General features: G+C 68.0%; 12 protein-coding genes. 10 read left to right on the top strand and 2 right to left on the bottom strand.

The annotated features are described in order from the left end of the window. Positions 1-347 precede the first annotated feature (347 nt). The 10 genes from glgA (at position 348) to LDJ84_RS15605 (ending at position 14,997) form a co-directional block, all read left to right on the top strand. Entirely contained in the window at positions 348-1,874 is a 1,527-nt protein-coding gene (gene glgA / locus LDJ84_RS15650; protein ID WP_038803216.1) for a glycogen synthase GlgA, read from the top strand. Beyond that, entirely contained in the window at positions 1,871-3,634 is a 1,764-nt protein-coding gene (treZ, locus tag LDJ84_RS15645) for a malto-oligosyltrehalose trehalohydrolase (protein ID WP_226044962.1), read from the top strand. The genes glgA and treZ overlap by 4 nt, the downstream gene beginning before the upstream one ends. Next, entirely contained in the window at positions 3,631-5,673 is a 2,043-nt protein-coding gene (gene malQ, locus LDJ84_RS15640) for a 4-alpha-glucanotransferase (RefSeq protein WP_226044961.1), read from the top strand. Before treZ ends, malQ begins: the two co-directional genes overlap by 4 nt. Next, a complete protein-coding gene (gene treY / locus LDJ84_RS15635) occupies positions 5,666-8,392 on the top strand; it encodes a malto-oligosyltrehalose synthase (protein WP_226044960.1) in 2,727 nt (908 codons plus the stop codon). Before malQ ends, treY begins: the two co-directional genes overlap by 8 nt. Next, positions 8,389-8,841: a DUF2934 domain-containing protein gene (locus LDJ84_RS15630; protein ID WP_226044959.1), complete on the top strand. Its 453-nt coding sequence runs from the start codon at positions 8,389-8,391 to the stop codon at positions 8,839-8,841. Before treY ends, LDJ84_RS15630 begins: the two co-directional genes overlap by 4 nt. Positions 8,842-8,856: 15 nt before the next feature. Beyond that, positions 8,857-10,986, top strand: coding sequence for a glycogen debranching protein GlgX (gene glgX / locus LDJ84_RS15625; RefSeq protein ID WP_024762560.1), 2,130 nt, complete (start codon positions 8,857-8,859; stop codon positions 10,984-10,986). Positions 10,987-11,142: 156 nt separating this feature from the next. Then, complete coding sequence (locus LDJ84_RS15620; RefSeq protein ID WP_065085288.1) at positions 11,143-12,060, top strand: DUF72 domain-containing protein; 918 nt, start codon at positions 11,143-11,145, stop codon at positions 12,058-12,060. Continuing rightward, the gene (locus tag LDJ84_RS15615; protein WP_065085289.1) at positions 12,057-12,839 is read left to right on the top strand and encodes an endonuclease/exonuclease/phosphatase family protein; all 783 of its coding nucleotides are present in this window, start codon (positions 12,057-12,059) and stop codon (positions 12,837-12,839) included. The genes LDJ84_RS15620 and LDJ84_RS15615 overlap by 4 nt, the downstream gene beginning before the upstream one ends. Then, positions 12,836-14,035 carry a cardiolipin synthase ClsB gene (clsB, locus tag LDJ84_RS15610; protein ID WP_024762557.1) on the top strand — a complete coding sequence of 400 codons (1,200 nt, stop codon included), beginning with the start codon at positions 12,836-12,838 and terminating at the stop codon, positions 14,033-14,035. The genes LDJ84_RS15615 and clsB overlap by 4 nt, the downstream gene beginning before the upstream one ends. Continuing rightward, the gene (locus LDJ84_RS15605; protein WP_065085290.1) at positions 14,032-14,997 is read left to right on the top strand and encodes a lysylphosphatidylglycerol synthase domain-containing protein; all 966 of its coding nucleotides are present in this window, start codon (positions 14,032-14,034) and stop codon (positions 14,995-14,997) included. Before clsB ends, LDJ84_RS15605 begins: the two co-directional genes overlap by 4 nt. 152 nt (positions 14,998-15,149) lie before the next feature. On the opposite strand, the gene glgB is transcribed toward LDJ84_RS15605, so the two are convergent. Continuing rightward, positions 15,150-17,324: a 1,4-alpha-glucan branching protein GlgB gene (gene glgB / locus LDJ84_RS15600; protein WP_226044958.1), complete on the bottom strand. Its 2,175-nt coding sequence runs from the start codon at positions 17,322-17,324 to the stop codon at positions 15,150-15,152. Beyond that, positions 17,321-20,668, bottom strand: coding sequence for a maltose alpha-D-glucosyltransferase (gene treS, locus LDJ84_RS15595; RefSeq protein ID WP_226044957.1), 3,348 nt, complete (start codon positions 20,666-20,668; stop codon positions 17,321-17,323). The genes glgB and treS overlap by 4 nt, the downstream gene beginning before the upstream one ends.

Here is a 20,668-nt window from a genome sequence, read left to right as displayed (position 1 = left end):
CTTTTCTTTCAGTTACTTGGCTTCAAGCCGGCGACTGGTACGGACCCTGCTTACGGCTTTAAGTGACCATCGGGGGCTTTCCATTGGGCTTCTTGACCGGCGGGGCCTTTCCCCCTGCCTGAGTGACCGCAGTAACAGCAGTTCCGGAGCCACCCCAGACATTTCGGTAGCTGGCGCCTGTCTGTACAGAAGGAGCAACCGGCCGCGGCCGACCACCGGGCCTGTTGGCGGAAAGACGAAACTTCGCCCTCCGCCCCCCTGTCACCCGAAGTACGGCACCCACCCACGGAGACCCGCAGGGCCGGCAGATAAAGCCACGGCCCGGCTGACACAGAGAGGAACGAACGATGCGCAACCAGCTGGCCGATGTGCGTCTGGAAGACGCCACAATCAACCTCAGCGCGATACCCTCGGCCGATGGTGCGCCGCCGCAGCGACGCAAACGGATTCTCTTCGTCTCTTCGGAGTTTTCAGATTTCGTCAAGGCCGGCGGCCTGGGCGATGTCTCCTCTGCCCTGCCCCGTGCCCTGCTGGGTGACCACGATATCCGCGTGCTGATTCCCGGCTACCCACAGGTACTCAAGGGCGCCGTGGCGTGCAAGATGGTTGGCCGCCTGCCCGGCCTCGCGGCCTTGCCCGCCTGTGATATCGGCGAGCTGCGGCTCGCCGACGGGCTGGTGGTGTACGCGGTGATCTGCCCGGAACTCTACGACCGCCCCGGCACCCCGTATGTAGACCAGAACGGCCATGAATGGGCCGACAACCACATCCGTTTTGCACGGTTGAGCCTCGCCGCCGCAGACCTGGCTGCCGGCATGAGCGAACTCGCATGGAGCCCGGACCTGCTGCACGTGAACGACTGGCCCACGGCTCTTGCTCCGGCCTATATGGCCTGGCGCGGACAATCGACGCCCAGCGTACTGACCATCCATAACCTCGGTTACCAGGGCGCCTGCCCGCTGGGCTGCTGCGCCGAACTGGGCCTGCCGGAAACAGCCGGCTTGCCGGAAAGCATGGAATTCTACGGCAAGCTGTCCTTCCTCAAGGCCGGTATCAGCCACTCCAGCCACATCACAACGGTGAGCGAAACCTACGCACGCGAGATCACCGGAGAAGAATTCGGTTGCGGCATGCAGGGCATACTCTCCCAGCGCCGCGACCGTGGCCAGCTCAGCGGCATTACGCATGGCATCGATGCGGGCTGGGACCCGTCCTGTGACCCGCATCTGATCGAGGGCTTCGACGTCACCCGGCTGGCCGGCAAGCGACGCAACGCCGAATACGTGGAGAAGCACTTCGGCCTGCTGCCAGGCCGCGGCCCGCTATTCGCCGTGGTGTCGCGACTGGTGCACCAGAAAGGCATCGATCTGACCCTGGCGATTGCCGACGAGATGGTCGCGGCCGGCGGACGACTGGTGTCCATCGGCTGTGGCGAACCGGAGCTGGAACTGGCCATGTGCGAGCTGGCTGAGCGCTATCCCGGTCGGGTCGGTGTGCAGATCGCCTTCGACGAAACCCTCGCCCGGCGCATCTATGCCGCCAGCGATTTCCTGCTCATGCCCTCGCGTTACGAGCCCTGCGGCCTCAGCCAGATGTATGCCCAGCGTTTCGGCTCGTTGCCGATCGCGCGGCACACCGGCGGCCTGGCCGACACCATCGTCGATGGCGTCACCGGCCTGCTGTTCCGCGAAGAGACCCCGGCCAGCTACTACGACGCTGTGCGCCGGGCGCTGAATATCTACCGCTATCCGGAGCTGATGCACGCCATGCGCTGCAAGGCCATGGACTCGCCGCTGACCTGGGGCGACGCCGTTCGCCCCTACAGCGCTCTTTACCAGCGCCTGCTCCAGGCGCCCGCGCAGGCCGCACGATGACGTCACGTCATGGAGCCCAGGTCCTGCCCGGCGGCAAGGTGAGGTTCGCGCTGTGGGCCCCGGATGCCCACTGGGTGGAGGTCGAGTTGGGCGGCGATCGCCGATATCCGCTGGAGGCGACGCGGGACGGCTGGTTCAGCGCCGAACTGGCAGCTGTTGCCGGCCAAACCTATCGGTACCGCATCGATCACCAACTGAGCGTGGCGGACCCGGCCTCCCGCCACCAGGCCGGCGGTGTCGAGGGCGAAAGCCGCGTGGTCGACCCCACCGCATTCCGCTGGCGCTACCCGCAATGGCGTGGCCGGTCCTGGCATGAAACGGTGCTTTACGAGGCCCATGTCGGCCTGTTCGGCGGCTATGCCGCGTTCCAGGGACGGCTGGCGGAGCTGGCAGAACTGGGCGTGACCGCCATCGAGCTGATGCCGCTGAATGCCTTTCCCGGCCGGCGCAACTGGGGTTACGACGGCGTGCTGCCCTACGCCCCCTCCTGTGCCTACGGCGATCCGGACCGTTTGCGCCAGTTCATCGACGAGGCGCACGGCCTTGGGATCATGGTCTTCGTCGATGTGGTCTACAACCACTTCGGCCCGCAGGGTAATTATCTGGGGCGCTACGCCAGCGCCTTCTTCCGCCGCGACCAGCAGACTCCCTGGGGCCCGGCCATCGACTTCCACCATCCGGCGGTGCGCGAGTTCTTCATCGGCAATGCCGAGATGTGGGTGCGTGAATACCGCGTCGACGGACTGCGCCTGGATGCCGTGCACGCCATTGCCGACAAGGACTTCCTCCGCGATCTCGCCACCCGTGCCCGCCACGCCGCCGAAGGCCGCCAACTGCACCTGGTGCTGGAGAACGAACACAACGAGGCAAGCCTGCTGCGCCGCAGCACTGAGGCAAACAACGACAGCTTCGACGCGCAATGGAACGACGACCTGCACCATTGCCTGCACGTGTTGCTCACCGGCGAGGATGAAGGCTACTACGCCGACTTTGCCCACGACCCCATCGGCCGCCTGTGCCGCTGCCTGAGCCAAGGCTTCGCCTTCCAGGGCGAGACCGACTACCGCGGCATCGCCCGTGGCGAACCCAGCGGTGCGCTGCCGCCGCAGGCGTTCGTGGCCTTCACCCAGAACCACGACCAGGTCGGCAACCGCGCCCTGGGCGAGCGCCTGACCAGCCTGGCGCACACCGACGCGCTGCGCGCCGCCACCGCGCTGGTGCTGCTCAGCCCGATGATCCCGATGCTGTTCATGGGCGAGGAATGGGGCGAGAGGCAGCCCTTCCTGTTCTTCACCGACTACCAGGGCGACCTCGCCCGCGCCGTCACCGAGGGCCGCCGCGAGGAGTTCAAACGCTTCAGCCGGTTCGCCTCGCCCGGTGCCGCGGCCTGGATTCCCGACCCCAACGACTACCAGACCTTCATCGCCTCGCGTCCGCGCCCGGACCAGGGCGATGACGCCTGGCGCGAGCACTACCGGCAATTGCTGCAAGTACGCCAGCGCTGGCTGGTGCCACACCTGCCCGGCAGCCGCGCGCTGGAGGCGAAGCCACTGGGCGGGCGCGCCCTGAGCGCGCGCTGGCAACTGGGCGACGGCAGCCAGTGGCGCCTGGACCTCAACCTGGGAACGGACGACGTCGCCGTCGAGCCGCCGGCCGAAAGCGCCCAGCTGCTGTTCTGCTGCGGGCAGAGTGCGGCGCATTACCGACATGGCTGGCTCGGCGCGGCGTCGCTGGTCGCCAGCCTGGAGGCGCGCCGATGAGCGATGCACAGCTGGAGCGCCTGGCGGCTGAAGCCGGGCTGATGATCGACTGGGTCGACGCCGATAATCGTCCCCAGCGACTCAGCGCCGACGTGCAGCGCAGTGTGCTGCAGGCCCTGGGCTTCGCGGCGCAGAGCCCGGAGCAGATCCGCCAGAGCCTGAACGAGCTGGAACAGCGGCGCGCCCAGGTACCGCCGCTGCTGACCGCCGACTGCGGTCGGCCGGTCAGCGTGCCGGTCGCCCCAGGCACCCGCTACAAGCTGTTCAACGAGGACGACAGCGGCCACAGCGAAGGCCATGTCGACGAGCATGGGCAGATTCCAGCCCTCGAACACGGCGGCTACTACCCGCTGCACCTGGGCACGCATGAACTGATCCTCGCCGTGGCGCCGCCGCGCTGCCCTTCGGTTGCGCAGTTTTGCGGCGGACGGCGGCACGTATGGGGCCTGGCGGCACAGCTGTACTCGTTGCGCAGCGAGGCGGACGGCGGCGCCGGCGACCTCCGCGCACTCGCCCAACTGGTTCGCGCTGCCGCCGGGCAAGGCGCCGACGCCGTGGCGATCAGCCCGGTGCATGCCATGTTCCCTGCGGCGCGGGAAATCTACAGCCCCTACTCGCCCTCCAGCCGACTGCTGTTCAACGAGCTCTATGCCGCTCCCGCCCTGGTGCTGGGCGACGAGCCGGTACGTCGGGCATTCGTTGCCGCCGGCCTGGAGGCCGAGCGGGAGCGCCTGGAACACTTGCCGCTGATCGACTGGCAGGCCGTCGCCCACCTGCGCGATCGCTTGCTGGCACAGCTCTATGGGCAGTTCCAGCACCACAGCGGCGCCCTGCAGGAGGACTTTCTCGCCTTCCGCAACCAGGGTGGCGCCGAGCTGCTTCAGCACTGCTGCTTCCAGGTCCTGCAGTTGCGTCGCGTCGCGGCCGGCGATGGGCTCGACTGGCGCTCCTGGCCTGAGCCCTATCGCAATGCGGCAAGCGCCGAGGTCGGCCACTTCATGGTGGAGGAGGAACAGGCGATCAGCCAGCAGGCATTCGGCCAATGGCTGGTCGCCCGCGGCCTGCAGCAGGTGCAGCGACAGGCGCGTGAGGCCGGCATGGGCATCGGCCTGATCGCCGACCTCGCGGTAGGCGCCGAACCTTCCGGCAGCCAGGCCTGGATGCGCCAGGACGAGCTGCTCACCGGCGTCAGCGTCGGCTGCCCGCCGGACATCCTCAATCGTAGCGGGCAGAACTGGGGGATCTGCGCCTTTTCCCCGGACGGCCTGCGGCGCAACGGCTACCGCGCCTTCATCGAGATGTTGCGGGCCAACCTGCGCTACGTCGGTGGTCTGCGTATCGACCATATCCTCGGCCTGCGCCGGCTCTGGGTGATCCCGGCGGAAGCCGCGCCGCAGGACGGCGCCTACCTGGACTACCCCATCCAGGATCTGCTGCGGCTGGTCTGCCTGGAAGCAGAGCGGGCTCGGGCCATCATCATCGGCGAGGACCTCGGTACGGTACCGCCGGGGCTGCGCGAGGCGCTGGCCGAACGTGGCATCCTGGGCATGCGTGTCCTGCTGTTCGAGCAGCAGCACGGCCACTTCATCGCCCCGCGACACTGGCCGGAGGGTGCGCTGGCCACCAGCAGCACCCACGACCTGCCGACCCTGGAGGGATGGCAGAGAGGACGTGACATCGACTGGCGCGAAAAGCTCGGCCAGCGCAGCCGCGAAAGTGCCGCCGAAGAACGCAACACCCGCCAGTACGAAACCTTCGCCCTGCGACAGGCTCTTGCAGAAAGCGCTATTCAGACCGATGCGATGCTCGACGGCGCCATCGAGTTCCTCGGCGCCACACCCGCGCCCCTGGTGCTGCTGCCGCTGGAAGATGCTCTGGCCTGCGTCGAGCAGCCGAACCTGCCTGGGCCGGGCGACAGACACCCGAACTGGCGGCGCCGCTTCGAGGAAAACGCGGCCCGGTTGCTTGATTCCCCACCGGTACGCGCCCGCCTGGAGCGCCTGCGTCGTGCCCGCAGCGAGGGCCGCGAGCATGAGTGAAATCCGCGCCACCCTGCGCCTGCAATTCAATCGCGAGTTCACCCTCGACGACGCCCTCCCCTGGCTGGGCTACTTCGCCCGCCTGGGGATCAGCCACCTCTACGCCTCGCCCTTGCTGGCCGCGCAACCGGGCTCGATGCATGGCTACGACGCCGTGGACCCGAGCCGCATCAGCGATGAACTGGGCGGCGAGCCGGCGCTGCGGCGGCTGGTGGACGGGCTGCGGCAGCACGGCATGGGCCTGATCGTGGATACCGTGGCCAACCACATGCGTATCGGCGACGCCAATCCCTGGTGGCAGGACGTGCTCGAATGGGGGCTGGACAGCCCTTACGCGCAGTTCTTCGACATCCGCTGGCACAGCGACGACCCGCTGCTCGACCAGCAGGTGCTGTTGCCCTGCCTTGGCGAGGACTATGTCGATGAAGTCAGCGGCGGGGGCATCCGCCTGGATTACGACGCTGCCAGCGCGCGCTTCCTGCTGCGCTATGGCGAACAGCGTTTCCCGGTCTGCCCCTCCAGCTACGGCATGATCCTCTGCCACACCGACAGCTTCGAGCTGCTGGCCCTGGCACCACGTTTCGTCGAACTGCACCACCACCCCATGGCCCGCCACCTCGCCCACGACATATGCCGCCAAGCCGCGGTCGCGCTGGCCGACAGTGGCCGGCTGGAGCGCCTGCTGGACTCCTACCGCGCCGACTGGCACAGCCTGCACCGGCTCATCGAACAACAGCACTATCGCCTGGCCAACTGGCGCGTGGCGGCGGACGACATCAACTGGCGGCGCTTCTTCGACATCAACGAACTGGTCGGCCTGCGCGCCGAACGCCCCGACGTTTTCGAGGCCAGCCACGCCTACCTGCTGAAACTGATGACCGAAGGGCTGATCGATGGCCTGCGCATCGACCACGTGGATGGCCTCGCCGACCCGCGCGGCTATTGCCGGCGCCTGTGGCGCGCCACCCACGGCGCGCCGGTCTTCGTGGAGAAGATCCTCGCCCCCGGCGAGACCCTCCCAGCCGACTGGAAGGTCCGGGGCAGCACCGGCTATGACTTCATGAATCAGCTTTCGCTGCTGCAGCACGAAGCGCGCGGCGAGCCGGTGCTTCGCCATCTGTGGCTGGAATTCAGCGGTCGCCAGGACGGCTTCGCCGAGGAAGTCCGCCAGGCGCGCGAGCGCGTGCTGAACTCGCTGTTCGCCGGCGACGTCGAAGGCCTCGCCCTGCAGCTCTGGCAGATCGCCCGCTTCGAGCTGGCCAGCCGCGACATTCCGCTGGGTTCGATCAGGCGCGCGCTGTTCCAGCTGCTCGTCGCCTTCCCGGTCTACCGCACCTATACCCATGCCCTGGGTCGCTCGACGCAGGACCAGCGCTTCTTCACCCAGGCCCTGGAACAGGCCCGGCAGCAATTGGAACCGATGGACCAGCGCACCCTCGGCTGGCTCGACCGCATCCTGGGCGGCGAGCCCCTGCGCAGCCTGCCGCCGGGGCCATTGCGGCAGCTGCGCAAGCGGGCTCTGGACCGTTTCCAGCAGCTCACCCCGCCCATCGCCGCCAAGTCCCTGGAAGACACCGCCTGTTATCGCTCGGCGGCGGCGCTGGGGCGCAACGACGTCGGCTTCGATCCGCAGCAGATGGGAGGCGATGTCGAGGCTTTCCACCGCGCCTGCCAGGAACGCCTGCGCGACTTCCCCGGCGCCCTGCTCGCCACCGCCACCCACGACCACAAGCGCGGCGAAGACTGCCGCGCCCGCCTGGCGGTGCTCAGCGAGCGCGCCGAATGGTTTGCCGAGCAAGCCTGGAGCTGGTGGAAACTGGCCGCTCCACTGCGCCGGCAGACTGCCCGCGGCCCCGCGCCCAGTGGCGGCGACGAGCTGATTCTGTACCAGTGCCTGCTCGGCAGTTGGCCGCTGGAGCTGGCCGCCGATGACGAAGCAGGCCTGCGCGATTACCACCAGCGCATCGAGCAGTGGCAGCTCAAGGCCATTCGCGAGGCCAAGCTGGACAGCGACTGGAGCTCGCCCAACGAAGCCTACGAGCAGGGCTGCAGCGAATTCCTCGAAGCACTGCTGCTCGGTGCGCCCGCTTTGCCGCTGCGCCAGGCCATCGCCAGGGCGGCGTCCAGCCTCATGCCCGCCGGCGCACTGAACGCCCTGGTGCAGTGCGTGTTGCGCACTACCGTGCCGGGTGTGCCCGACCTCTACCAGGGCTGCGAATTCTGGGACTTCAGCCTGGTCGACCCGGACAACCGACGCATCCCCGACTTCCCGGCCCGCGAAGCGGCTCTGGATGGCCCGCCGGACTGGCCCGCGCTGTTGCGCGACTGGCGCAATGGCCAGATCAAGCAGGCCCTGCTGGCCTGCGCACTCGGTCTGCGCCGACGCTGGCCGACGCTGTTCGCTGCCGGCGACTACCTGCCGCTGGAGGTGCGCGGCGAATTCGCCGCGCAGGTGGTGGCCTTCGTCCGCAGCCATGCCGGCCAGCATCTGCTGGTGGTGGTACCGCGCTGCGCCGCCGCGTTGCTGGGCCAATCTCGCCTGCCCCTGGTCGATGCGCAAGGTTGGCGGGACACCCGCCTGCACCTGCCTTCTTCCCTGGCCGCCATCCGCTGGAGCGGGCTGGCCGGCCCCCTCGAACCGCACGACGGGGAGCCGCTGCTGGCCGAGCTGCTGGCCGAGGTCCCGGTCAACCTGCTGATATCCGGAGGTGAAGGATGAAAATCGACGAGCGAAGAGTCCGGGACCTGGCCTACCAGATCTGGGAGTCCGAAGGACGCCCCGACGGCCAGCACGAACGCCACTGGCGCATGGCCCTCAGCCTTGCCGCCGCCGAAGCGGGCGAGGCCGTCCCCGAAAACGAAGAGCCCGTGCAGCCACGCTTCGAGGGCGAGCAGGAGCCGGAAAAGCCGGCAATCCTGCAGGAGCCGCCACGACGCAAGGGCCGACTGCCCAAGGCAACCCCCGAAACCCCCGACGCACCGCAAACCTCCAGTGAAGCCGTGGCACCGCCGCCGCCCGCCGAGCGCAACTCACCGCCCAAAGCCAGGCCGGCCAGGAGCGCGCCGACCGACAAGCAGCGCAAGAGCAAGCCTTCCGCGGCCGCGAAAGCCACGTCCAAACCCTCGGGCGTGCGGCCGCCGACATCGAAGCCATCCCCATCCGACTGATCCCTGGAGCCCGCCATGACACGACGTGCACAGTCCCGCGTTACCGAAGGGCGCCCTTTCCCCCTGGGCGCCACCTGGGACGGCCTGGGCGTCAATTTCGCGCTGTTCTCCGCCCATGCCACCAAGGTCGAGCTGTGCCTGTTCGATGCGCAGGGCAAGCGCGAACTGGAACGCATCGAGCTGCCCGAATATAGCGACGAGATCTGGCACGGTTACCTGCCTGACGCCCATCCCGGGCAGATCTACGGCTATCGCGTGCATGGCCCCTACGAGCCGGACGCCGGCCACCGTTTCAACCCCAACAAGCTGCTGATCGACCCCTACACGCGGCAACTGGTTGGCGAGCTGCACTGGTCCGAAGCGCTGTTCGGCTACACCATCGGCTCGGCGGATGCGGACCTGAGCTTCGACGAGCGCGACAGCGCCGCCTACGTGCCCAAGTGCAAGGTCATCGACCCGGCCTTCACCTGGGGCGAGCAGCAGCCGGTGCGCGTGCCCTGGGATGAAACGGTGATCTACGAGGCCCACCTGCGCGGCCTGAGCATGCGCCACCCTGAGGTGCCCGACCGCCTGCGCGGCACCTGCGCCGGGCTGATGAACAGCAGTCTGCTGGGTCACCTGCGGCAACTGGGCGTCACCAGCCTCGAACTGCTGCCGGTGCATGGCTTTCTCGATGACAAGCACCTGCTGGAAAAGGGCATGAGCAACTACTGGGGCTACAACAGCATCGCCTTCTTCGCGCCCCAGGCCCGCTACCTCGCCAGCGGGCATATCAACGAGTTCAAGGAAATGGTCGCGCACCTGCACGACGCCGGCATCGAGCTGATCCTCGACGTGGTCTACAACCACACCGCCGAGGGCAACGAGCTCGGCCCGACCCTGTGCATGCGCGGCATCGACAACATTTCCTACTACCGTCTGCAGGCCGACAATCGCCGCTACTACGTCAACGATTCCGGCACCGGCAACACCCTCGACCTGAGCCACCCTTGCGTGCTGCAGATGGTCACCGACTCGCTGCGCTACTGGGCCACCGAAATGCGCGTGGACGGCTTCCGCTTCGACCTCGCCTCGATCCTCGGCCGCTACGCCGACGGTTTCGAAGAGCGCCACAGCTTCCTCGTCGCTTGCCGCCAGGACCCGGTACTGAGCCATCGCAAGCTGATCGCCGAACCCTGGGATTGCGGCCCCGGCGGCTATCAGGTCGGCGGGTTCCCGCCGGGCTGGGTGGAATGGAACGACCGTTTCCGCGACACCGTGCGCAGCTTCTGGCGCGGCGACGAGGGCCAATTGCCCGACCTCGCCCGGCGGCTCACCGCCTCCGGCGACCTGTACGACCAGCGCGGGCGGCGTCCCTATGCCTCGGTCAACTTCATCACCGCCCATGACGGCTTCACCCTGCGCGACGTAGTCAGCTACAACCACAAGCACAACCAGGCCAACGGCGAGGACAACCGCGACGGCCACGACGACAACCGCTCCTGGAACCACGGTGTCGAAGGCCCCACCGACGATGCCGGAATTCGCCGCCTGCGCGTGCAGCAGATGAAGAATCTGCTGGCCACCCTGCTGCTCTCCCAGGGCACGCCGATGCTGCTGGCCGGCGATGAGTTCAGCCGCACCCAGCAGGGCAACAACAACGTCTACTGCCAGGACAACGAACTGGGCTGGGTGGACTGGAACCTCGACGACGAGGGCCGTGAACTGCTGGCCTTCACCCACCGCCTGATCCGCCTGCGCCAGGCCTATCCGATCCTGCGGCGCGGGCGCTTCCTGGTCGGCGAATACAACGAGGAGCTGGGTGTACGCGATGTCACCTGGCTTGCGCCCGAAGGCGAGGAAATGACCGAGGACCATTGGCACGACCCGCAGCGCCGCAGCCTGGGCATGCTCATGGATGGCCGCGCCCAGCCCACCGGCATCCGCCGCAGCGGTGGCGACGCCACCTTGCTGCTGCTGGTCAATGCCGGGCACGAAGGCCTGGACTTCATCCTCCCGAAAACCGCACAAGGCCGCGACTGGCAGTTCCTGCTGGACACCGCCGAGCTGCCGCGGGAACACGAGCACAGCTGGGCGTTCGGTGCCGCCTACCCGCTGGGTGCGCGCGCCCTGGCGCTGTTCACCCTGCGTCGCAGCGAGGACTGACCGCTGGGCGATCCCACGGAACGCTGCCCAGCGAACCCCGGTCGGACGTTCAGGAACCGGGCGTCAGCGAGCCGGAAAAACAACCACCGCCGAAGGAGAACCCGATGCCACCAGCCGCCTCCCGCCCAAGCCTCCGCCACCTGGCGGGCTGAGCCGATGAAGGCCCTGCACATCGGCATTTCCGGCTGGCGCTATGCGCCCTGGCGCGGCGACTTCTACCCGCAGGGACTGCGCCAGAAGGACGAGCTGCGCTACGCCTCCCGCGCCTTCAACAGCATCGAGTTGAACGGCTCCTTCTACTCGCTGCAGAAGCCCGAGTATTACCGCCGGTGGGCGCAGGACACGCCCGAAGGTTTCGTCTTCAGCCTCAAGGGCCCGCGCTACATCACCCACATCAGGCGCCTGCGCGATGCCGAGGAAGGACTCGCCAACTTCTTCGCCTCCGGCCCCCTGGAGCTGGGCGAGAAGCTCGGGCCGCTGCTCTGGCAACTGCCGCCCAGCCTGCAGTACGACGAGGACGTGGTGGAAAGCTTTCTGGCGCTGCTGCCGCGCACCAGCGAGGCCGCGCTGGACCTGGCGAAGGCCTCCGCCAGCCGTCGGCCGCCGCACTGGCCCCGGTCGCTGAAGCGGCGCCCGCTGCGTCATGCCATGGAAGTTCGCCATGCCAGCTTCGCCTGCGCACAATTCGCCCGGCAGTTGCGTCAGCACGGCGTCGCCCTGGTCTTCGCCGACGCACCGCGCAAGTGGCCTTACGGCGAGGACCTCACCGCCAGGGACTTCGTCTACCTGCGCCTGCACGGCGACAAGGAACTCTACGCCAGCGGCTATGGCGACGCCGCCCTCCAGCGCTGGAGCGAGCGCGTAGCCCGCTGGCGGCGCGGGCTGCAACCCGCCGACGCGGAGCTGTTCGACGGCGCCACCCGCGGCGATCGCCGGCAGCGCGAGGTGTTCTGCTATTTCGACAACGACATCAAGGTCCGCGCGCCCTACGACGCCAGCAAGCTGATGAGGTTGCTCGATCTGCAGCTCAAGGGGCGACAGGAACCCGGCCAACCGGCGGGAGACTGGGCATGAGCCAGGCCGAACGCGCCCCTCTGGTGCCCGCCGCTGAGCAGGGCAATACGCGGCTGCGGATGCTTACGGTGAACACCCACAAGGGTTTCAACGCCTTCAACCGCCGCTTCATCCTCCACGAACTGCGCGATGCGGTGCGCGCCACCTCGGCGGACCTGGTGTTTCTCCAGGAAGTCCACGGCGAACACCAGTTGCACGCCGAACGCCATCCGAACTGGCCGAGCGGACCACAGTACGAGTTCCTCGCCGACAGCATGTGGCCGGCCTTCGCCTACGGACGCAACGCCGTCTATCCCGAAGGCCACCACGGCAACGCCCTGCTCTCGCGCCTGCCGATCCGCAGCTGGGACAATCGCGACGTCTCCGAGGCCGGCACCGAGGAGCGCGGCCTGCTCCACGCACAGATCGACCTGCCCGGCGAGCGCGCCCTGCACGCGGTGTGCGTGCACCTGGGCCTGCATGAAGCACAGCGGCAACGGCAACTGCAGCTGCTCTGCGCCCTGATAGGCGAACTGCCGGCCAACGACCCGGTCATCGTCGCGGGCGACTTCAATGACTGGCGCTGCCGCGCCACCGGCGTTCTGGCCGGCTGCGGCCTGCAGCCGGCATTCCTGGCCAGTGGCGGCGAGCCGCGCAGCTTTCCGGCGCGCTGGCCCCTGCTGCGGCTGGACCGCATCTATGTGCGGCACCTGCGGGTCACCCTGAGCGAGGTGCTCAACCGCAAGCCCTGGCCGCATCTGTCCGATCACCTGCCGCTGCTCGCCGAGGTTTCGCTATGAACGAGGTATGGCGCGACGGCAACCGGGTCGAACTGCTGATCAATGGCGAGGATTTCTTCCCCAGCGTCTTTCGCGCCATCGAGCAGGCGCGGCACGAGGTGCTGCTGGAAACCTTCATCCTGCGCGACGACAAGGTGGGCCGTGGTCTGCGCCAGGTACTGATCGATGCAGCCGGGCGCGGCGTGCGTGTCGAAGTGATCGCGGACGGTTACGGCACGCCGGACCTGGACGCGAGCTACCTGGGCGGCCTGCTGGACGCCGGCGTACGCCTGCACCTGTTCGACCCGCAGCCGCCGCTGCTGGGCATGCGTACCAACTTGTTCCGCCGCCTGCATCGCAAGCACGTGGTAGTCGATGGCGCGCAGGCCTTCGTCGGCGGGATCAATTTCAGCGCCGACCACCTGGCCGACTTCGGCCCCATGGCCAAGCAGGACTACGCAGTGCGGATCGAGGGCCCCGGCGTGGGAGACGTCCGCCGCGCCTGCCTGGAACTGCTCAGCCAGTATGGTGACATTCCCGCCGCCGACGCCGTGCATCCCGGCGGCGTGGCCGGCCCATGCCGAACCTGCCTGGCAATCCGCGACAACCTCTACCGCCGCACCGAGATCGAGCAGCATTACCTGCGCGCCATCGGCCAGGCGAAGGAGCGGCTGCTGATCGCCAACGCCTACTTCTTCCCCGGCTATCGCCTGCTGCGCGCCCTGCGCGATGCAGCCAGGCGCGGGGTCAGGGTGCGGCTGATCCTCCAGGGCCTGCCGGACATGCCGCTGGTGCGGCTGTGCAGCAAGCTGCTCTACGACACCCTGCTGCGCGATGGCGTGGAAATCCACGAATACTGCGACCGCCCGCTGCACGGCAAGGTCGCGGTGGCGGACCGGCGCTGGGCGACGGTGGGCTCGAGCAACCTCGACCCGCTGAGCCTGTCGCTGAACCTGGAAGGCAACCTGATGATCGAGGACGGCGACTTCTGCGCCGGGCTGGACGACCACCTGGAGCAACTGGCCAACCAGAGTTGCCGCCGCGTGACCCGCCAGTATGCGCGGCGTGGCTACTGGTGGCGGGCGCCGCTGGTATTCGCCAGCTTCCACTTCCTGCGCCACTTCCCGGCGATCGCCGGGCAATTGCCGGCGCACCGGCAGATTCTCAGCCCAGCCAGCCTCGACGAAGAGCCCGGCCAGTCGCAGGTGCAGCCATGAACCGCAAGCGCTTCTGGAGGCGCGCCAACCGCGTTTTCAACATTGCCCTGCTGATCGCCCTGCCGGTGCTGCTGTTCCTGCTGCTGCGCGCCACCGACTGGGACGAGGTGTTCCGCCTGCTGCGCGAGTACAGACCGAGCACCCTGGCGCTGGGCATGCTGATAGCCCTTTGCAGCTACGCCATCTTCAGCAGCTTCGACGTGCTCAGCCGCTTCTATATCGGCCATCCGCTGCCGGTGCGGCGGGTGTTCACCGTGGCCTTCGTCTGCAATGCCTTCAACCTTAACCTCAGCTCCTGGGTCGGCGCCATCGCCCTGCGCTACCGCCTCTACGGGCGACTGGGCATGAGTACCGGGGACATCACGCGCATCCTCACCTTCAGCCTGATCACCAACTGGTACGGCTATCTGCTGCTGGCCGGCGGGCTGTTCGTCTGCGGCTTCCCCGACCTGCCGCAGAGCTGGTCCCTCGGCCAGGGTGGCTTGCGGGCCATCGGCGTTCTGCTGCTGGTGCTGGGCGCGGCCTACCTGCTGGCCTGCCGCTTTGCCCGCCGCCGCGCCTGGGGCTGGAAACGCTACCGGCTCAAGCTGCCGAGCTGGCGGCTGGCCGCCCTGCAGGGCCTTTTCGGGGCGAGCAACTGGTCGATGATGGCGCTGCTGATCTATAGCCTGCTGCCCGCTTCGGCGAGCTACCCGGAAGTGCTGGCGACCCTGATGATCAGCAGCATCGCCGGTGTCGTCCTGCACGTGCCGGCCGGGCTGGGGGTGATTGAGACCGTGTTCATCACCGTGCTGCGCGACCACTTCTCCCGCGGCGAACTGGTGGCGGCACTGATCGGCTATCGGCTGCTGTATTTTCTCATACCACTGCTGCTGGCCTGCGCGGTCTACCTGTGGCTGGAGCGCCACGCGAAGAAGCTCAAGCGCCGGGATGAGCGACGGGAGGCGGCGCGCGCTTCGTGACGCCGGTGCGATTCGACGATACGCAGCCGCCCCAAGGGAGCAGGCCCCGCCGGCTGTCGCCGAAGAGTCATCCTGCCCCACACGAGCCCCTCTCCCGCTTGCGGGAGAGGGGCTCCTGAGCGAACGCTGTCCGCGATCGTTTTGACGCCGCGCTAGGGCTGACCCTGCCCTTCGGGCCGGAGGATCAGGCAGCCCAGCGGCGGCAGGTCCAGCGCCAGGGACTGGGCCTGCCCATGGGATTTCTGCGGATCGCTTTCCACCATCCCGCGACTGCCCGCGCCGGAGCCGCCGAAGGAGTCGGCGTCGCTGTTGAGCAGCACCTCCCAGCGCCCTGGCAGCGGCACGCCAACGAGATAGTGCGGGCGCGGCACCGGCGTGAAGTTGTGCACGACCAGTACCGGCGCGCCGTCGCCGGCCAGGCGCAGCCATGCGTAGACACTGTTGCGCTGGTCGTCGCCGATCAGCCAGTGGAAGCCCTCGGCCCGGTCGTCGAAGGCGTGCAGCGCGGGCTCTTCGCGCAGCAGCCGGTTGAGCTCGCGGATCAGCGCCTGCGCGCCGAAGTGCTCGGCGTAGCGCAGCAGGTACCAGTCCAGTTGGCCGTCGTGGTCCCACTCGCGCCACTGGCCGAACTCGCAGCCCATGAACAGCAACTTCTTGCCCGGATGGGTCCACATCAAGGCCAGGTACAAGCGCAGGTTGGCGAACTGTTGCCAGCGGTCGCCTGGCATCTTGCCCAGCAGCGAACCCTTGCCGTGCACCACCTCGTCATGGGAGATCGGCAGGATGAAGTGCTCGGAGAAGGCGTAGTGCAGGCCGAACGTCAGCTTCTGGTGGTGGTAGCCGCGGTTGATCGGGTCCTCGCGGATGTACGCCAGGCTGTCGTGCATCCAGCCCATGTTCCACTTGTAGGCAAAGCCCAGGCCGCCCTCCTCGGTGGAGCGGCTGACGCCCGGCCAGGCGGTGGATTCCTCGGCGATCACCAGGGCGCCCGGCGCCTCGGCCTGTACCACGCTGTTGAGGTGACGGAGGAATTCGATGGCCTCGAGGTTCTCGCGGCCACCGTGCTGGTTGGGGATCCATTCGCCGTCCTTGCGCGAGTAATCGCGATAGAGCATCGACGCCACGGCATCCACCCGCAGCCCGTCGATGTGGTACTCGCGCAGCCAATGCAGCGCCGAGGCCAACATGAAACCGTGCACCTCGTTGCGGCCGAGGTTGTAGATGTAGGTATCCCAGTCCGGGTGGAAGCCCTCGAAGGGATGTGCGTATTCGTACAGCGCGGTGCCGTCGAAGTGCGCCAGGCCGTGGGCGTCGGTGGGGAAATGCGCCGGTACCCAGTCGAGGATCACGCCGACTCCGGCCTGGTGGCAGCGGTCGACGAAGCGCGCGAAGTCCGCCGGGCTGCCGTAGCGTGCGGTGGGCGCGAACAGCGAAAGCGGCTGGTAGCCCCAGGAGCCGCCGAAGGGGTGCTCCATGATCGGCATGAGTTCGATGTGGGTGAAGCCCAGGTCGCTGATGTAGGGGATCAGCCGGTCGGCCAGCTCATCCCAGGTCGGCGCGCGGTTCTCCACCCATTGCCAGGAGCCGGCGTGCAGTTCGTAGATCGACAGCGGCCGGTCCATGCCCTGGCACTCGCGGCGTTGCTGCATCCACGACTGGTCCTGCCAGGGGAACGGCGTCGGGTCCGGCACGCGCGAGCCGGTGGCAGGCGGCATTTCGGTGGCCAGCGCCACGGGGTCGGCCTTGAGCGGCAGCAGGCCATCCGGACCGAGCAGTTCGTACTTGTAGACCTCGCCCGGTTGCAGGCGCGGGATGAACAGCTCCCAGACGCCAGCGGGATAGCGCAGGCGCATCAGGTGGCGGCGGCCGTCCCAGCCATTGAAATCGCCGACCACCGACACCCGCCGTGCATTCGGCGCCCAGACGGCGAAGCGCACGCCTGGCACGCCGTCGATCTGCATCGCCTGGGCGCCCAGGCATTTGCCCAGTTGGCGGTGGTTGCCCTCGGCGAACAGGTAGAGGTCCAGTTCGCTGATCGATGGCCCGAACGCGTAGGGGTCTTCACTCACCTGCTCGTGCTCCGGCCAGTGGATCCGCAGGCGGTACGGTGCCTTGGCCGGCAGGCGGGCGACGAACAGCCCGCTGGCGTCCACTGCGTCCATGGCGGCGAGGATTTCGTCCTGCGGCGACAGCAATTCCACTGCCAGCGCACCCGGCAGCCAGGCGCGCACCTGCTCGCCGCCTTCGTCGCGGTGCGGGCCGAGGAAGGCAAAGGGATCGGCGTGATCGCCACGCTGCAGGTGGTCCAGGTCGCTGCGCAGGGTCATGTGCGTCCTCCGAGTAAGTGTCGTGCCAGTTCGAACAGCCCTTGCAGGGGGACTTCCAGCCAGTCGGGGCGGTGGCCGGCTTCGTAGAGCACTTCGTAGGCGGCCTTTTCCAGGCTGAACAGCGCCAGGGCGGCGCCCTCCCCCTCACGGCCGTGCCATTCATGGGGCAGGCCGGCGGCGGCCGCCCGGTAGGCTTCGAGGAAGGCGTCGCGGGCGTCGCGACGGTAGCGCAGGGCCAGTTCCGCCCTGGCCGCCTGGACCTCGGCCGGCGCCTCGGTGCCCTGGGCGCTGCGCAGGGCCATGGCGGCGGCGTAGTCGAAGGAGCGCAGTACGCCGGTGACGTCCTTCAGCGGGCTGTGGCGCTGGCGGCGTTCGACCAGCGGGCGATTCGGCTCGCCTTCGAAATCGATCAGGAAGGCATCGCCCGGCACCACCAGGACCTGGCCCAGGTGCAGGTCGCCATGGACGCGGATCATCACGCCACCCTCCGCCAGCCGCGCCAGGTTGCCGATAGCCTGCAGCAGTTCCCCGCGCTGTTCCAGCAGCCAGTCGGCCATCGCGCCGCCCTGCTCGTCCAGGCTCGCGCGGGCGTGGCGCAGGGTCTCCAGCGCCTGTTCGAGCTGCGCGCCGATGCTGTTGCTCCAGGCCCCGCTGTCGACAGCACCGCTGCGGTGCAGGCCGAACTCCGGCTCGTCGGTGGCTTCGGCCAGCAGCTGGTGCATTTCACCCAGGCGCTGGCCAAGCCGTCCGGCGAACAGGCGCAGTTCCTCCATGACATCGAACTCCGGCCCGGGTGTTTCCACTGCCGGCGACAGGCCGTCGCGCATGGCGCGCTCCAGCTGGTTCAGGGTCCAGCTCCAGGCATCGCCCTGGTTGCTCAGGTAACCCTGCAGCAGCAACAGGGTATGCGGCTGGCCCAGGGCGTCGATGCGGCGCACCTCGCCCAGCAGCGGCGCAATGTTGGAAAAGCCGCGGCGGCTCAGGTAACCGCCCATCTCGGCTTCCGGGTGCACGCCGGGGAACACCCGGCGCAGCAGCTTGAGCAGCAGCTTGTTGCCGATCAGCGCAGAGCTGTTGGACTGATCGACGCCGAGCACGCGGATTTCCGCTTCATCGTCGATGTCGCCGTACTGCAGCAGCCCCGGCTGTGGCAGGAACTGCAGCTCGCCCGCAGGGCCCTGCATCGTCGAGGTCTCGCGCAACAGGCGCAGCACCAGACGGCTGAACGCCGGCAAGGCGAAGGCATCGGTGAGCAGGCCGACCTTGCGCCCACGGCGCAGCCGGGCCAGGGCCAGTTGCTGGGGCAGATCGTTGCCGGCGGCGCCCTTCTCCGGCACGGCGGCCAGCGGCAATTGGTAATGCTCGGCGCCGTCCGCGCCATTGACTTCCACTTCCGCCAGCATTGGTGCGGCATCGGCCTCGCCCAGCGGCATGGCGTAGAGCAGACGGGCGCTGCCGGCCTCCAGCCGCCCCCTGGCGAACCAGCGGCGCTTGGGCAGGTAGCGTGGCAGCGAGTCGCTCTCCAGCAGCTCGCGCGGCGCACCGCTGGCGATCTCCGCCAGGCGCTGGGCCAGTACCAGGGTCGGCAGTTCGGGCATGCGCTCCACCGGCTTCACGTGCCACGCCGGCATCTGTTGGCTGTCGGCCAGGTAGAACCAGTAGAAGCCATAGGGCGGCAGGGTCAGCAGGTAGGTCATCCGCCCGATCGGCGGGAAGGACGAGCCACCGAGCATTTCCACCGGGACACGGCCGTCAAAGGCCGACAGGTCCAGCTCGACCGCCTGGGCGGCACTGGACAGGTTGGCGACACAGAGGATGCTCTCCTCGCTGGAGCCCTCGCCCTCCGGGCGGTACTGGCGCAGGTACGCAAGAATGCGCCGGTTGGGCGGCGACAGCATGCTGATGCTGCCGCGGCCGAAGGCCTTCTGCTGCTTGCGGACACCCAGCATGCGGCGCATCCAGTTGAGCAGCGAGTGCGGGTCGCGCGCCTGGGCCTCGACATTGACGCTCTGGTAACCGTAGAGCGAGTCGAGTATCGGCGGCAGCACGAGGCTGGCGGGGTCTGCGCGGGAGAAGCCGCCATTGCGGTCCACCGACCACTGCATCGGTGTGCGCACGCCGTCGCGGTCGCCCAGGTAGATGTTGTCGCCCATGCCGATCTCGTCGCCGTAGTACAGGGTCGGCGTGCCGGGCATCGACAGCAGCAGGCTGTGGAGCAGTTCGATGCGTCGGCGATCGCGCTCCACCAGCGGGGCGAGACGGCGGCGAATACCCAGGTTGATGCGCGCGCGGCGGTCGGCAGCGTAGTAGTTCCAGAGATAGTCGCGCTCGTCGTCGGTGACCATCTCCAGGGTCAGCTCATCGTGGTTGCGCAGGAAGATCGCCCATTGGCAATTGTCCGGAATCGACGGCGTCTGGCGCAGGATGTCGGTGATCGGGAAGCGGTCTTCCTGGGCGATGGCCATGTACATGCGCGGCATCAGCGGGAAGTGGAAGGCCATGTGGCATTCATCGCCGGTGCTGCCCTCGGTGGCACCGTCCATTGCGCCGAAATACGGCCTCGTATCCTCCGGCCACTGGTTGGCCTCGGCCAGCAGCATGCGGTCCGGGTAGTGCGCATCCAGCTCGGCGCGGATGCGCTTGAGCACCACGTGGGTCTCGGGAAGGTTCTCGTTGTTGGTGCCGTCGCGTTCGATCAGGTACGGGATGGCGTCCAGGCGCAGCCCGTCGACGCCCATGTCCAGCCAGTAGCGCATGACCCCGAGTACCGCGCGCAGCACCTGGGGATTGTCGAAATTGAGGTCCGGCTGGTGCGAGTAGAAGCGGTGCCAGAAGTACTGCTCGGCCACCGGGTCCCAGGTCCAGTTGGACTGCTCGCTGTCGATGAAGATGATCCGCGTCTGCGCGTACTTGCTGTCATCGTCGGACCAGACGTACCAGTTGCGCGCCTGCGAGCCCTTCTTCGCCCGCCGCGCGCGCTGGAACCAGGGGTGCTGGTCGGAGGTGTGGTTGATCACCAGTTCGGTGATCACCCGCAGGCCGCGCTGGTGCGCCGCGTCGATGAAGCGGCGGGCGTCGGCCAGGGTCCCGTAGTCCGGGTGGACGCCCTTGTACATGGCGATGTCGTAGCCATCGTCACGCCGTGGCGAGGGGTAGAACGGCAACAGCCAGAGGGTGTTCACGCCCAGCTCGGCGATATAGTCGAGCTTCTCCATCAGGCCGCGGAAATCGCCGATGCCGTCGTTGTTGGCATCGAAGAAGGACTTTACGTGCAACTGGTAGATGACCGCGTCCTTGTACCAGAGCGGGTCATCGAGAAAGGGGCGGGTCTTGCGCTTGGCCAT

Origin of the sequence: Pseudomonas sp. HS-18 (genome assembly GCF_020401845.1) — a bacterium.
GTDB classification, from domain to species: domain Bacteria; phylum Pseudomonadota; class Gammaproteobacteria; order Pseudomonadales; family Pseudomonadaceae; genus Pseudomonas; species Pseudomonas nitroreducens.
The sequence above is the reverse complement of the archived record's forward strand: the minus strand, read 5'-3'. Positions and strand labels throughout refer to the sequence as shown.